The sequence below is a fragment of the Microbulbifer mixtoriginis (SeqCode) genome (genome assembly GCF_052466695.1).
The window spans coordinates 1,387,006-1,400,806 of sequence record NZ_CP174285.1 but is presented as its reverse complement, the minus strand read 5'-3'; the positions used below and the strand labels follow the sequence as shown (position 1 = coordinate 1,400,806).

General features: G+C 45.7%; 7 protein-coding genes and 1 pseudogene. 4 read left to right on the top strand and 4 right to left on the bottom strand.

Annotation, left to right across the window (positions count from 1 at the left end; genetic code table 11):
- A pseudogene (locus ACJJI0_RS06085) lies at positions 1–2,241 on the bottom strand (ribonucleoside triphosphate reductase).
- 459 nt (positions 2,242–2,700) lie between these two features.
- Here ACJJI0_RS06085 and ACJJI0_RS06080 point away from each other — a divergent pair.
- Positions 2,701–3,186, top strand: a complete 486-nt coding sequence (locus ACJJI0_RS06080) for a hypothetical protein (RefSeq protein ID WP_444885124.1) — start codon at positions 2,701–2,703, stop codon at positions 3,184–3,186.
- Between the two features lie 1,064 nt (positions 3,187–4,250).
- Here ACJJI0_RS06080 and ACJJI0_RS06075 read toward each other — a convergent pair.
- On the bottom strand, positions 4,251–5,150 hold the full coding sequence (locus ACJJI0_RS06075; protein WP_444885123.1) for an ABC transporter six-transmembrane domain-containing protein: 900 nt from the start codon (positions 5,148–5,150) through the stop codon (positions 4,251–4,253).
- 19 nt (positions 5,151–5,169) lie between these two features.
- Positions 5,170–5,736 (bottom strand): TetR/AcrR family transcriptional regulator, encoded by a 567-nt coding sequence (locus ACJJI0_RS06070; protein ID WP_444885122.1) that lies wholly within the window; start codon positions 5,734–5,736, stop codon positions 5,170–5,172.
- A 104-nt stretch (positions 5,737–5,840) separates the two neighbouring features.
- Between ACJJI0_RS06070 and ACJJI0_RS06065 the strand changes: the two genes are divergently transcribed.
- The 3 genes from ACJJI0_RS06065 (at position 5,841) to ACJJI0_RS06055 (ending at position 12,444) form a co-directional block, all read left to right on the top strand.
- Positions 5,841–6,953 carry an efflux RND transporter periplasmic adaptor subunit gene (locus ACJJI0_RS06065; RefSeq protein WP_444885121.1) on the top strand — a complete coding sequence of 371 codons (1,113 nt, stop codon included), beginning with the start codon at positions 5,841–5,843 and terminating at the stop codon, positions 6,951–6,953.
- Between the two features lie 9 nt (positions 6,954–6,962).
- Positions 6,963–10,082: an efflux RND transporter permease subunit gene (locus ACJJI0_RS06060; RefSeq protein WP_444885120.1), complete on the top strand. Its 3,120-nt coding sequence runs from the start codon at positions 6,963–6,965 to the stop codon at positions 10,080–10,082.
- A gap of 403 nt (positions 10,083–10,485) precedes the next feature.
- The gene (locus tag ACJJI0_RS06055; RefSeq protein ID WP_444885119.1) at positions 10,486–12,444 is read left to right on the top strand and encodes a hypothetical protein; all 1,959 of its coding nucleotides are present in this window, start codon (positions 10,486–10,488) and stop codon (positions 12,442–12,444) included.
- 125 nt (positions 12,445–12,569) lie between these two features.
- On the opposite strand, the gene ACJJI0_RS06050 is transcribed toward ACJJI0_RS06055, so the two are convergent.
- Positions 12,570–13,754, bottom strand: a complete 1,185-nt coding sequence (locus ACJJI0_RS06050) for a serine hydrolase domain-containing protein (RefSeq protein WP_444885118.1) — start codon at positions 13,752–13,754, stop codon at positions 12,570–12,572.
- Between the last annotated feature and the right edge of the window lie 47 nt (positions 13,755–13,801).

Here is a 13,801-nt window from a genome sequence, read left to right as displayed (position 1 = left end):
CTATTTGCCATTACCTGCAACAAAAAAGCGGCGCTCCCTGTGTTCCGATTGTTTGCCTGGATTCCAGAAGGAGACAGGGCGGTGATAGCCCATCACCCGGCTCCAGACTTCACAGCGGGTACGGTCTTCATTTTTGAGTGGTGAGGTTGGTTTATTCATGATGTCTCTCCTTGGTGGTTGGTTTTAATCGCTGCAGCAAGATTGCTCACGAGCGAGCAGAGCCTCATCGCAGCGGGGACAGAATTCGTGTTCGCCGCTCAGGTAGCCGTGTACTGGGCATATAGAAAAGCTGGGAGTTACTGTGATATAGGGCAGCCGATAATTTTTCAGGGCGCGCTGTAATAAGCGGCGGCAGCTATCGGCATCTGGTAGTTGTTCACCCAGGTATAGGTGCAGCACAGTGCCGCCCGTATAACGGGATTGTAGGGATTCCTGCCGGGCCAACGCTTCGAAAGGGTCATCGGTAAAGCCGACTGGTAGCTGGGATGAGTTGGTATAGTAAGGTGCTTCCGTGCTGCCAGCCTGAATAATATCTTCATAGCGCTTTTGGTCTTCGCGGGCAAAACGGTAAGTAGTTCCCTCAGCCGGTGTGGCTTCGAGATTATACAGGTGGCCAGTTTGTTCCTGGAACTCTGTCATTCGCAAACGAATATGGTCGAGCAACTGCTCGGCCAGTTGTTTACCAGGCTCTGTGACGATACTTTCACGGTCGTCGCTAAAGTTTCGTAGCATTTCATTAATGCCGTTAACGCCAATGGTAGAGAAGTGGTTACGCAGAGTGCCAAGATATCGACGCGTGTAGGGAAACAGGCCGGCGTCCATATGCCGCTGAATCACTTTGCGTTTCACTTCCAGGGAATCCCGTGCAAGTAGCAGTAGTTTATCTAACTGGGCGAGCAGGAGGTCCCAGTCCCCCTTATACAAATAGCCCAGACGTGCACAGTTGATCGTTACTACACCGAGAGAGCCGGTCTGTTCCGCGGAGCCAAATAATCCATTGCCACGTTTAAGCAGCTCTCGAAGGTCCAGTTGTAGGCGGCAGCACATGGAGCGCACCATGTTTGGACTGAGGTCTGAGTTAATAAAGTTTTGGAAGTAGGGCAGTCCATAGCGGGCAGTCATGGCAAATAGCCGCTCGGCATTTTCGCTCTCCCAGGGAAAGTCCTCACTGATATTGTAAGTTGGAATTGGGAAAGTAAAGACTCTGCCGCGCGCGTCCCCTTTACTCATCACCTCAATATAGGCGCGGTTAATCAGGTCCATTTCCACCTGCAAGTCACCATAAGTGAATGGCATTTCTTTGCCGGCAATCACCGGCACCTGGTCTTGCAAGTCTTGAGGGCAAACCCAATCGAAAGTGAGGTTGGTAAAGGGAGTCTGGGTGCCCCAGCGGGATGGCACGTTCAGGTTAAAAATCAGCTCTTGCATGCACTGGCGCACACTGGCGTAATCCAGCTGATCCTTTCGTACAAAGGGTGCGAGATAAGTATCGAAGGAGCTAAATGCCTGGGCTCCAGCCCATTCGTTTTGCAATGTGCCAAGAAAGTTAACGATCTGCCCAACTGCGCTGGTCAAGTGGGCGGGCGGTGCCGACTCAACCTTGCCGGGAACCCCATTCAGCCCTTCGTGCAGTAAGGTACGCAGTGACCAACCGGCGCAATAGCCGGCCAACATATCCAGGTCATGGATGTGTAAATCACCATCCCGGTGGGCTGCACCAATCTCCGGGGAATAGACATGATTTAGCCAGTAATTGGCAATCATTTTACCGGCACTATTTAAAATCAGGCCGCCAAGAGAGTAGCCCTGGTTGGCATTGGCAGCGACACGCCAGTCCGCCTGCTCCAGATATTCTTCAATGGAAGCCCCAACATCTACCAGTGTTTGGCGATCACTACGTATGCGCGCATGTCGCTCCCGATAGGCGATGTAGGCCCGTGCTGTATCTATGTAATCGCAATTGATTAATATTTGCTCGGCGATATTTTGGATTTCCTCAATATCGACTGGTGTCACAGCATCAAAGCGATGATTAATCACTTTCAGGATGCCCTGGGTTAGCCAATCAACTTCATCCTCACCAAATTCACCAGTAGCCTGCCCGGCCCGCACAAGTGCCGAAGTAATACGTTGAGGATCAAAAGCCACAGCGCGACCATCCCGCTTTCGTACCAGTAAGCTGCCTAGGTCTTGAGCAGGAGATGTGGCACTGTCAATTTCTGGAGTAGAGGTATTTGTCATGGGCCTTCCTTCACAGATTGTGCGGGAAGATTATAAAAGAGCAAGGTAGAAGCACTTGATCTGGATCACTATATATAGTGCTGGTCGATAACTTTTGGCACACTATATTGTATCTATTGGCTGGAGTGTCTAGCTGAAAAATATTGAGCTTTCAAGATGTCGGCACAGGGGTAATGGGGGTAGGAGCATAGGATTTTCAGGTACTTCGTATAAGAAATAATCTATTTAGTACTTTGCGCCAGATATCAATATGTCATTGATATTTTCATATCAAGTGATTGGCACTATTAGAAAATGATTAGAATGCAGAGCCCTTGCTCTTTCTGAGGGGCTTTAAGGATGTTATTTTTATGTCAATATTTTATTTGGCTTCATTTTTTCAAAAACCAAATATGATAATTATGCGAGTTTTCTTGGAGGGGGTAGTAGATATGCCTGGTTGTGATTTGGGGAGTGTCAGTGAAATTTGGTGATGCGGTTAGACGTGTGGCTTTAGCCTTCATTCGAGAAAAACAGTTACCCGAAAGTGTTTGGTATGGAGATCGTATCGATTTCACATTTACCTCATTGTTTTGGGGGGCGCTTTTGCTTTCAGCCTCAATTGTACTTTCCCCATTAATTTGGTTGCTTCTCCAGCCCGTGCTTTATTTTATGTCCCAGGATATATCTAATCCTGTGGAGAGATGGCTCTGGCTTTTTCTGCTAGTTGTATTTATGGGTATTGTTAGGGTGCTTGATAGCTTTATTCAGAAGGCAGATAAGAAGCTTAGGATTTTATATGATGACTTGGATTTGGGAGAAAAATTGATCTATTGGTTGGTTTCATTAGCTGTATTTAGATGGATGTTTTCTCCTGGATTGGTAACAACTATTGATAGATTTTTTTCGGGGCTTTTAGCTATTTGGTATGTTTTCTTTTGTGCATTTCTTGCCGGCATGTATTAATAAAATTAAATCTGGACGCGCAGTACGCCGAGCTAAATCGATAAAAGATTGGAGGTGAAAGCCCTCTGTCCGGTAAGGTTTAGCAAGCCGCTGGGAACCCGAGTTATGGGCGTTGTTCGGAAACGGCCAACGTTAAGTGTTGACAGAGAGCGGTACAGGCTCAAGGTCCTCAATCTGGGACATCCATAGATGAGAAAGAGGCGATATCCAGCGTTACTGGCGCTAGTTTCGGTACGATTTCTTTCTACTTTATAGTTAAGGGGAAGTGAAATTATGAATATCTATGCTTGGGCTTAGAAAACTGTGACTTTGGAGAAAAAGTGGAAGGTAGTATCGAGAGAATGGGTGGGAACTAGCAGGGTGTGGCAGAAAGGTAGTGTCGACAGTCGCTTATGCCGTGCACCCAGCGTTTGTCGAGTTGGAAACAGGTATGTCGTACAGCCGCCGCTTACTCCTCCAAGCCTTTAAAGCGACTTTTAAATTTTCGCCTGAGATAAAACCAGTCTTTGGGTGAGTCGCTCAGCCTTATAGAATAGGGGAGGTGGCTTCGGCAATAAAACCTCACCTTCCGAGCCCCAAATACCGGCCACCCTGGCCCTCTAACTCCAAAATGATGAATTCCAACAAAAAAGATCTTACTCCGGCTCTATTGGATATCTCTTTTCTGTTACTGATAGTAAATAGAAAAGTAAACAGGAATGATGGCCAGTAACCAAAATTGAACCGTATTTAAAAACGATCAAAAAACACCCAGTATCAACTGACCAACCCTAGCTAGAAAGCAAAAGGCAAAAAAGAAAGCCTCGATAAGGATACAGCCAATACCACCCCTGACGTATGTAAACTCACAAACAGATCAAAGCCATCACCTTCGTTAACCCCAGTAGCTGTCTAAGGCAGATTTCACTGCTGAGAAAGAGTTAATATCCAAAGGTAAATCCCTTTACATTAGGTTCATTTTTGGATGCCCAGTGATTGGAGAGTAGAAATTCAATCAGATTTTTGCATATGCCTTCATGGAACCGATCGTGAGGAGAAAGAGGAGGCCAATTGTCTCCTTTCCCTTATGAGCCAATCCGATTTGAAATTTCCTTCAAACGAATAACCTGCTGAACATAGAGTGGCAATGCAGATACCTTCCCAATAAAGTCGAAGACGTACATTAACAGGGCAACGATCAATCCATAGTTAACCAGGCCCCCATCGATTGCTGCTATGGGAGCGTAAACAAACAAAGCGACTATGCCAGCCCACAATATAAAGTAGGTGCCTGTTTCCAGGTCGCTCAATTCAATATTCCATCGCATAAGACGCCGGAAGTGTGCTTTTGCATGCTCAACATTAGGTTGTTTAAGGGCATCAACCTGATATTCCAGCTCATTATTATAAGATTCATTCAGCTGGTAATTGGTATTTCCGATTACGCAATAGATCAGGGTAATCAAAGCTAGGAGAGCCAGGCAAGCGAGAAAGATATTGAAGTTGATGGCGCTAATAATAATGAGTAACCCCACCGTGCCAATAGTAACGGTAATAATTTCCGGTAGGCTGTTTTCAAAAAACTCGACAATTTCAGTTAACAAACTGGAGCGCGCAGTAATAGTCGATACAGACTGTTTCTTTGCTTTTTCACGGGCTACCATTTCCGAAGTAACTACTTGATAAATATGTGCGTAGACTCTGGTATCGTAAAATCTTCGGGCGCTTCCTATAAGAATAGAAATGCTACCTAAGGTTGCCAAAAGATAGATGCCATTGTAGGACTGTTCTAATAGACTATTGATAGCCCAGCCGATGGCAAGTGGAAAAAGTAGTTCGAGGAGTGTTTCAATAACGACTAGCGATAGGGTCAAGGATACTCGCCACTTAAATCGGGTAAAAATCGAAAGTAAAGAATGTTTGTGCTTGCCTTTCGTATAATCATCATCTGTTGATTTTGAAACAGTGGTAACTGGCTGAGTCATTTAACAACTCTCTCAATGCTTAACGAGCAACGCCATTGCAAAATGTGTGAAACGCTAAATCGGCCAGCGTATCGTGATCTATGGATTCTGCATTTTTTGTTAGCCAGGATGTATACAGCAAGCCCTCTACCAGGTTTACCACCCAGGAAGTAGGAAGTTTCTTGGACAGGCTGCCTTCAGATTTTGCGTATTCCACCAATGTCGCGATTTCACTCTCTTGTTTCTCATAGATAGCGGTGAGCTCTGGGTCATCTTCATCAAAGTCTCCCAACTTCATTAAAAACTCCATTTCGGCCGACAGCGGAAAAATCGCTTTAAACATCAGGTGGAAGGCTTGCAGAGCCGATTCAGCCTCGCTTTCCAAGTGTTCGGTGGCTTTATCAAATGCCTCCAGGCAGTGAATCGCAACCGCCTTAATCAGCTTTTCTCTCGTGTCATAAAGACGGTAAAGGGTAGTGCGCCCAACTCCGGCCGCCCGGGCAATATCGCTAAAGGATGCCTCCCTATTTTTGCTAAGGAGTTCCATACCCGCCTTCATGATCGCAGTTTGTGACTTCTGAATACGCGCATCTAGGTGATCAGCCATGGAATTATTACCTGAACTTTATGGAACATACTTGTATCATAATCTGCTATTAGTTATGGTTCAAGTGTGTTCCATAAAATGTAAGTTGCCTAGGCATGATGAAAATGGCGGGAATCTGGTTAAAGCGGCGGGCTGCAGGTATTGTTGCCACCAGCTTGCTGGTCTTGGTAGGGCTGTGGCTTATGGATGAGCAGCAGCCTACAGCCATGGTGGAGAAGCCCAAAGAGTCTGGCCTTACTGTTACTGTCGTGGAGGCAGTACCGACGGATGCTCAGCTTGAAGTCAAAACAACAGGCATAACACAACCCCGCTGGGCTACTGAGGTTATCGCATCAGTGAGCGGGCGTGTCACCCATATTGCTAACCACGCAATACCGGGCAGTCTCATTAGGAAGGGAGAAATACTGGCGTCTCTACAGGATACTTTTTACCAGGCTGAAATCCGTGCTGCTCAAGCCAGAGTGTCAGAGGCTGAACTCAACTTGGCCGAAATACTCATGCGTCAATACGTGGCAAAACGCGGGGATAAAGCGAAGTCATCATTTGGCCGACTAGAGCCGCATGTCAAAGCCGCAGAGGCAAATCGAGAAGCGGCGAGGGGAGCTCTCGCCTCCTCCCAGCAGAGGCTGGCTGATACACAAATTAAAGCACCTTTTGACTCGGTGGTTATTGCCGAATTAATCCATCCTGGCCAATGGATAAATGAGGGGGATGTACTCTTTCGAGTAGCAGCCAGTGACTACCTGGATGTCAAAGTTGAGCTTTCCGAGCAGACTTGGCAGCGCTTAAACGGCCTTCAGCAAGGCCCCTACAAAATCACAATAGAGGCGCCTGATGGACAACAATGGAAGGCCTCGGTCCGTTACCTAAGCCCAATCATGGATGCGGCCACCCGCCAGCGCAGCCTTATGTTGCAGGTGGCTAGCCCCTTTCAGCGCGAGACCCCTTTGCTTGGTGATCAACAGGTAGATGTAGTGTTTGCAGGCAACACTCAGAGCTATGTTGTCAGTGCACCAGCATCGGTTCTTACAGAAGATGGGAAAGTATGGAGCGTTTCTGAACAATCCCTACTTTTGGAAGAGATAGAGCTACTGGATATGCGGCCGGATTCGGTTCTATTTCGTTACAAGAATCGGCCCCACCAGAATCGTCAGCTTGTTCGCTTTCCTTTGACCAACTTTTTAGAAGGTCAAGCGGTTGCAATGACTATCCACTAAGGCCTGCATATGAAAACACTCTCACGCTGGTTGCTGGATAACCCAGTTGCCGCTAACCTTCTCATGGCGTTCATTCTGGTTGCAGGCACGCTGACCTTTCAAAATCTGCGGGTGGAAAGCTTTCCACAAATTCCACCTACGGAAGTCGAAATCTCCGTTGTCTACCCCGGCGGCACTGCCCGCCAGGTCGATGAGAGCATTACACAGCATATTGAGGAGGCTATTAGTGGTGTTGCAGGAATAAAGCGCATAACCAGCCAATCAAGCCAAGGTTACGCTTTATTGGTAGTGAAAAAAAATACTAATGTGAACCTGGACCATTTGATTGAAGATATTCGCAATCAAGTTGAAAGTATCGAAGGCTTTCCCGCATTGGCGGAGCGGCCGCGTATTTATCGCAGTGAATATACGAATCTTGCGGCGTTTGTCATGGTCTACGGTGGTGACAATAATGATTCGCTTCAGCAGGTATCCTCACGAGTGGAGCGAGCGCTTAAGAAATATCCTGCTATTTCCAAAGTGACAAACCTGGGTAAAAGAAAGCAGCTATTGGCTATAGAGCCAGACCCCAGGAAACTTCAACGCTACGGTTTATCTCTTGAAAACCTAACGGAACGTATTCGCCAGTGGTCAGTGGAATATCGCAGTGGTGAATTAAGAACGGCCAATGGCAATATTGTGCTGCAGGGCAGTTCCCTGGCTGACAACTTGGCGGAGCTTAGGAATATTCCCATTATCACTAAATCGACGGCACGAGTGAGACTCAGTGATATCGCTACGGTTAAGCGAGATTATGAGCAAACCGACAGTATTGTTCGATATCAGGGGCAACCAGCAATCGCACTGATGGTATCCACCAGCCAAAAAGACAACCTGTTTCATATCCATGAAGCCACACAATCAGTATTAGAATCATTGGAATCGACATTACCCAAGAACCTGCAGTTGGATGTAATGGCTGATATGTCTCCCTATATTTCCGAGCAATTAGACTTGCTAAGTTCCAACGCCTTGCAGGGATTATTAATCGTCTTATTGCTATTGGTGCTTTTTTTAGATACGCGGCTGGCCTTTTGGGTTGCCTTAGGTATTCCCATATCCCTGGCTGGTGCGATTACATTGATGGGTTTTCCTTCCCTGGATTACAGCATCAACGATATCACTATATTCGGTATGATTTTGGTACTGGGGATATTGGTAGATGATGCCGTTGTGGTCGGTGAAAGTATTCACCAGGCGAGACAAAATACAACTGACACGAAAGAGGCTGCCTGGAAAGGGGTTGAAGCCGTAGCCGTGCCCACAGTTTTTGGCGTATTGACTACAATTGCGGCCTTCTCACCGATGTTATGGATTGAAAATGAATTGGCAAAAGTCTTATCAGGATTCTCTGCTGTAGTGATATTTGCATTGATATTTTCATTAATTGAGAGCAAATTTATATTACCCGTGCATTTAAGCTATCCAAAAACGCATACTCAAACTAGTGGCACAATAAAACGATGGATTGAGATTGCCAGAGAGAAATGTAACCGTTTATTAAATCAATTTTCGGATAAGATATATACTCCGCTTTTGTCATTGAGCCTGGCAAACCGGAAAACAAGTATCAGTCTATTTGTCACCTTTTTGCTGCTGGCCTATGGCGCTATGTTCAAGGGACATATCGCTTCAGTATTCTTTCCCGAAATTCCAGGACGCTATGCCACGGTTAAAGTCACTATGCAGCATGGAGTTGCAAATACTTTAGCGGAACGTAATACCGATCAACTTGAACAGGCCATCAAGCGCACCGCAAATAGATTGCAACAGGAGTATGAACTTCCGGAGTCACCTGTTAGCAAGTATATCGTGTCAAAGGAAGATGCTAAGACCATAGAGTTGACAGCGGAATTAACACATGACGCCTTGGCTAGAGTAGAGAGCAACCGCTTTTTGCAGGAGCTACAGCTGCAAACAGGTATTTTGGAGGGGAGCTATGCAGTGAAGTTTAGCCTTACCGAAGAGCCGGCGGGCGATACTGTCATTGCGGTTTCTGCCAGCAATCGGGATCAGGCGAAACAAGTGGCCGACCGCCTCAAGGCTTCACTGGCAGAGTTACCTGGCGTGAACGATGTCTACGATGATAGCCAACTAGCCAAAAGACAGCTGAAAATTATGGTCAATGAGCGGGGAGCCAGTCTGGGAATTGATCAAAGTCATCTGGCTTCTGTGATTGGAGGTGCATTCGGCCAGATTGAGATACACAGGCTGTTGGATAAAGGGGAAGAGACATTGGTATTGGCTCGCTTACCTCAAATGCAGACTAAAACAATCGAGCAGTTAAAAGCCACTCCTATTAACCTGGGCAACAACAGCTACGTAAGCTTAGGTGAAATAGCGCAGCTGAAGTATGAGCGGGAACCGGAGGTAATTTATCGGCGAGATCGCGATGAAGTGGTCAGCATCTACTGGCGTCAGAATCGTTCTGTCAGTTCACCGGAAAAAAACTGGGAGCTGCTAAAGGAAGAGCTGGTGCCAGAACTGGAGCGCCTTTACCCGGGTGTCCAAATTAAAGCCGTTGGTGAATTTGCCGAAATAGTAGAAGTACAGGCTGGATTTAAAAAGTCCATGTTGCTGACGCTTTTACTTATCTATGTTTTGTTGGCGATACCATTAAAATCCTATTGGCAACCAGTGATTATTATGTCGGTGATTCCAATGGGCTTTGCGGGGGCAATTATTGGACACGGCCTACTGGGCTTCCCAGTAAGCTTATTATCCTTATTTGGAATGATGGCAATGACTGGGGTAGTGATTAACGATTCCCTAGTATTAATGAGCCGATTTAATCAGCTCTACGCGCAGGGTGTGCCAGTAAAAACAGCGCTACTTCAAGCTGGGAAAAGTCGCGTAAGGGCAATTTTCTTAACTACGGTGACTACTATCTGTGGGTTGCTACCCTTATTAGCCGAAACCAGCGAGCAAGCCCAATATTTAAAGCCAGCGGCTATATCCTTAGTGTTCGGGGAGCTATTTGCTACACCGATTACTCTAATCCTGATCCCTTTGTTACTTTCTTTTAAGCAGAGCAAAATTGCTTTGAAAAGCGATAGTGCTTCTTATCCTGGGCAAGTCTCGCTTAGGTGACTTAAGCTGTAAAGTTAAGCTGATGAGTGAACGTTTAGGAGCGAGCACCGGCTAGACGTTCATTTATTTGCTGCTAAAGCCTGCAGTACTTTTGCGGAAACAGGCGCTCGGCTGTCATCAAGAAGCAATTCGTGAGTGCTCATACTGAATAATATCCCCCATTTTTAATAGAGCTTTATGAGTGTAGAGAACGCTTCTAACGTAATTTGTATATAGGTGACAAATTACGTCAGAAAGGCACCGATATAGGCAGGCTTTAGTTTCTTCATTTTTTTAAATGCGACACAGAAAATTATTCACGAAAAAATAAAATTATTTTCGTATTTTCATTTCGTGACTCATTGGAACTTAACTCTTAATCCTTACCTAACACACAAATCAAAAAATAAGATTTCAGGCGATTATGGACAAGTTATTTAGCAAAAATTTACTGGTGCTGGCATTAACTGCAGCTTTGGCTGCGTGTAGCGGCGGAGGGGGCGGTTCTTCAGACTCTGAACCTGAGACACCAGCTGTGGGTGATGGTGGCAGTAATAATGGTGGTGATCAGGGTGGCGATAACCAAGGAGGTGATAGTGGTTCCGGCGATACTGGGAGCGATACGCCCCTTCCCGATAATGATCCCTCAACGGTAACGGTTGGAGATGTTTCTACTTCCGATCTGGGGTTTGCCACTATAACTGCTACAGATATCACCCTGCCTGATGCAATGGTAAACGCCCAAGAAGTTTACCAGCTTGCACACTATATTGGCCGAACAGATAGTGAGCAAGATGAAGAAAATATCGACATCCCTATTCGTAGCTATACGGCAACTTGCGCTACGGATACTGATAAGCCGCGGATGTTCGTGTCCACTACATTATCAGAAGGGTTAAAAGCTTCTGATCCAACATACGGTTCTGTTTACGAGCTGCAGTATAACCCTGAAACCTCAAGTTTCGATCAAACGGGTAATACCACGATCCTTAAGCAGTGCTATGAAACCCATGGTATTACTGCAAGTGCAGACTGCTCTAGAGTCGCTGTTTTATGCAACACCGAATATAAAGCAAGTGAGCGTTACGATGTTCAGAAAGACCTTGTAGAGGAGTATGGTACTACTTGGATGAAGATTGAGGACAATCTCGACGCTGTTGCTGGTACTGATAATGAGAAAAAGTACAATGATCAGATTTGGTTAATGGAGTGGGATAATAAGCCCTTATCTGAGAAGCCTGATGCTTACGTAGTTAATAAAATGCACGGTGGCACTCACTTAGGTGCTCAAGAGCTACTGTATGTTGAAAATGATAGTAAAGGGCGTACAAATTATGCATTCTCAGTCACTGCACGAGTACTTGTCAGTGGCTCTCACTATTCAGCTGGACTGACTGTTATTGAGCGAGATGATTGGTCTTTGAACATGTCCGGAAGTGATAATAGGGGTTGGGACTGGGCATGTGGACATGGGCATGTGCTTAATATCCGGGCTTTCTATAATCCTGGGAATGAAATGTTTGGAGCGCTTTGTACCAGTGACGGAAATAAATACCATCCCTCACCTGGTTTGAAAGCGATCGCTATTAAAATGGAAGATAGCGACTCTTTTGAGGGTACTTATAATCACGTAGTCCCTACTACAAGTGCGATGATCTCCAATGGGGGAGGGCACACAGTTGTTCCAGTGGATGCGAACACGAATCTCTCAGTGGTTGTTTCGCCGAAGTACATCGAAGATGAGAATATGAATATGTTCTTACAGGATGTACTTGGTATAGATACTAGTGGCGATGGCCCCTTTGATGACCAATGTGCGGCTGAAGATTATAAAAATTGCTTCTTTGCATATCTTGAAGATAACTACTATGGTGGCGATTACCCGCTGATTGCTAGGCAAGGGCTCTATTCTGGCGGCGCCTTGGATAAATCATCCTTAACTCGCGTAGGCATTGCAAAAGTTGATGGCCGAGGCGATATAGAGGGAAATGGGATCAATTGGTTGGCGGAAGATTCCGACTGCCAAATTAGTGACCCCCAGCTCGTCGACTTGAAGAATGGCCGCTACTTGTTTGGTTATGCACAGTTCCAGTGTATTTCCGATAACCTTCCATACAACCGCAGCTCCAACAAGAAGGGTGAGGCTTTGCGTATGTTGGTGCCTAAAGCCTACTATGTGATGGAGATTGACGCAGACCTCAATGTACTTGAAGGGCCAGTAAAGCTCACCGATTATGGATGGGGTGGATTGGATGAGCCGATGTATCTAGGTAACGGCAAAGTGGCCTGGAACTATATCAAGAATCCTACCTTTGAGAATTATATCGGCGGTCAGCAAAACGTGTGGCAAGCGATTGTTTACCACTCTAAAAGTGTGAACTAATCCAGCTATTCATCTTTATACGGGGGTAGGCTTGCCTACCCTCGCAATTTCTGATGCTCATATTTGCACCGCTTTAGTGAGTTTAAAATAATTAAAGGCTCAAGCCTTATCTATTCAATGTGATTTTAACTTTCCACTGCAGTCTTAGTATTACATCTTTCAACTACATCATAGATTTTTTTAGATAGCTCTTTAAGCATATTAATCTGAGGTCTTTCTGCATTCCTGTTGGTGAGAATGACAAGTGCAAGCCCTGTTTCAGGAGCAACATAAGCGGCCGTGTATACCCCAATATTGCCACCCCAATGGCTTAAATAGGAGCGCTTTTTGTAGTTATAGCTATTCCATGCAACAAGTTGACTTTCCAGATGGTCTGGAATGCCACTCATGGAGCGCTCAGAAAACATCTCATGAAGCACCTTTTGGGAGGAAATAGTCTCCCTCATAAATACACCTGAATTAGCAACCGCACCAAAGAATTTTGTCAAATCTGATACTGTTGAGCGCAACATTCCTGCCGGATATCCGGGAGTACTACTTTGTGCAACTGCGACTAGCTGGCCATCAGAAAGGGTTTGATAAGGCGTTGCGACTTCTAACCCAGACGTATCTGCTATAGTCCAGAAGGTATGATCCATTCCCAATGGCTCAAAGAAGTTTTTCTGAGTCCAATCTTTTAAATTCAATCCAGATTGTTGCTCGGCCCAGTTGCCCAACAAGTTATAGCCCATATTGCTGTAGCTCCATTGCTCCCCGGGCGGGGATTTCAGGAAAGACTTATCAGCTGAATAATATTTGCCATTCTCTAGAAGGATATCTTCCAGCAGCTCGGAAAGCTTCATTGCTGAATCTTGCCCGGGTGTTCTGAAATCCACCTCATAATACATACCATCCTGTATGCTGGATGTATGTGTAAGCAGTTGGAGTAGGGTGATTTCCTTTGAGGGGTGATGGGGGTTCACTAGGAGAGAGCCTGGTTCAAGAGTCACAGAACTTTCTAGTTCGACCAAGTGCTTATCAGCAATCTCCATTACCGCCAAAGCTGTGATTGGCTTGGTTACTGAGGCAATCTGGAAAATAGTGGAGGGAGTAACCGGTGTTTTGTGTAACTTGTCAGCAAAGCCAAAACCTTCTTCATACACCAATTCTCCGTCTAACGCTGCTCCTATCGCTATCCCCGGTATATCGGCCTCAACTCTAAGAGCTTCAATATCCTTTGAAAGGTCTTGTAACTGAACAGAGCAGTTTGTTTGAGCTAGCGCTCCCCAAGACTGTAAGAAAAGAGTGAAGATGATCCATTTTGTCCGCATTGCTATCCTCCATAAATATATTTATAAACATATTTATAAATATATTT

Coding starts and splice junctions, on each gene's coding strand:
- ACJJI0_RS06075 (WP_444885123.1), bottom strand. CDS start 5,150: ATGACTCAGCCAGTTACCACTGTTTCAAAATCAACAGATGATGATTAT.
- ACJJI0_RS06070 (WP_444885122.1), bottom strand. CDS start 5,736: ATGGCTGATCACCTAGATGCGCGTATTCAGAAGTCACAAACTGCGATC.
- ACJJI0_RS06065 (WP_444885121.1), top strand. CDS start 5,841: ATGGCGGGAATCTGGTTAAAGCGGCGGGCTGCAGGTATTGTTGCCACC.
- ACJJI0_RS06060 (WP_444885120.1), top strand. CDS start 6,963: ATGAAAACACTCTCACGCTGGTTGCTGGATAACCCAGTTGCCGCTAAC.
- ACJJI0_RS06055 (WP_444885119.1), top strand. CDS start 10,486: ATGGACAAGTTATTTAGCAAAAATTTACTGGTGCTGGCATTAACTGCA.
- ACJJI0_RS06050 (WP_444885118.1), bottom strand. CDS start 13,754: ATGCGGACAAAATGGATCATCTTCACTCTTTTCTTACAGTCTTGGGGA.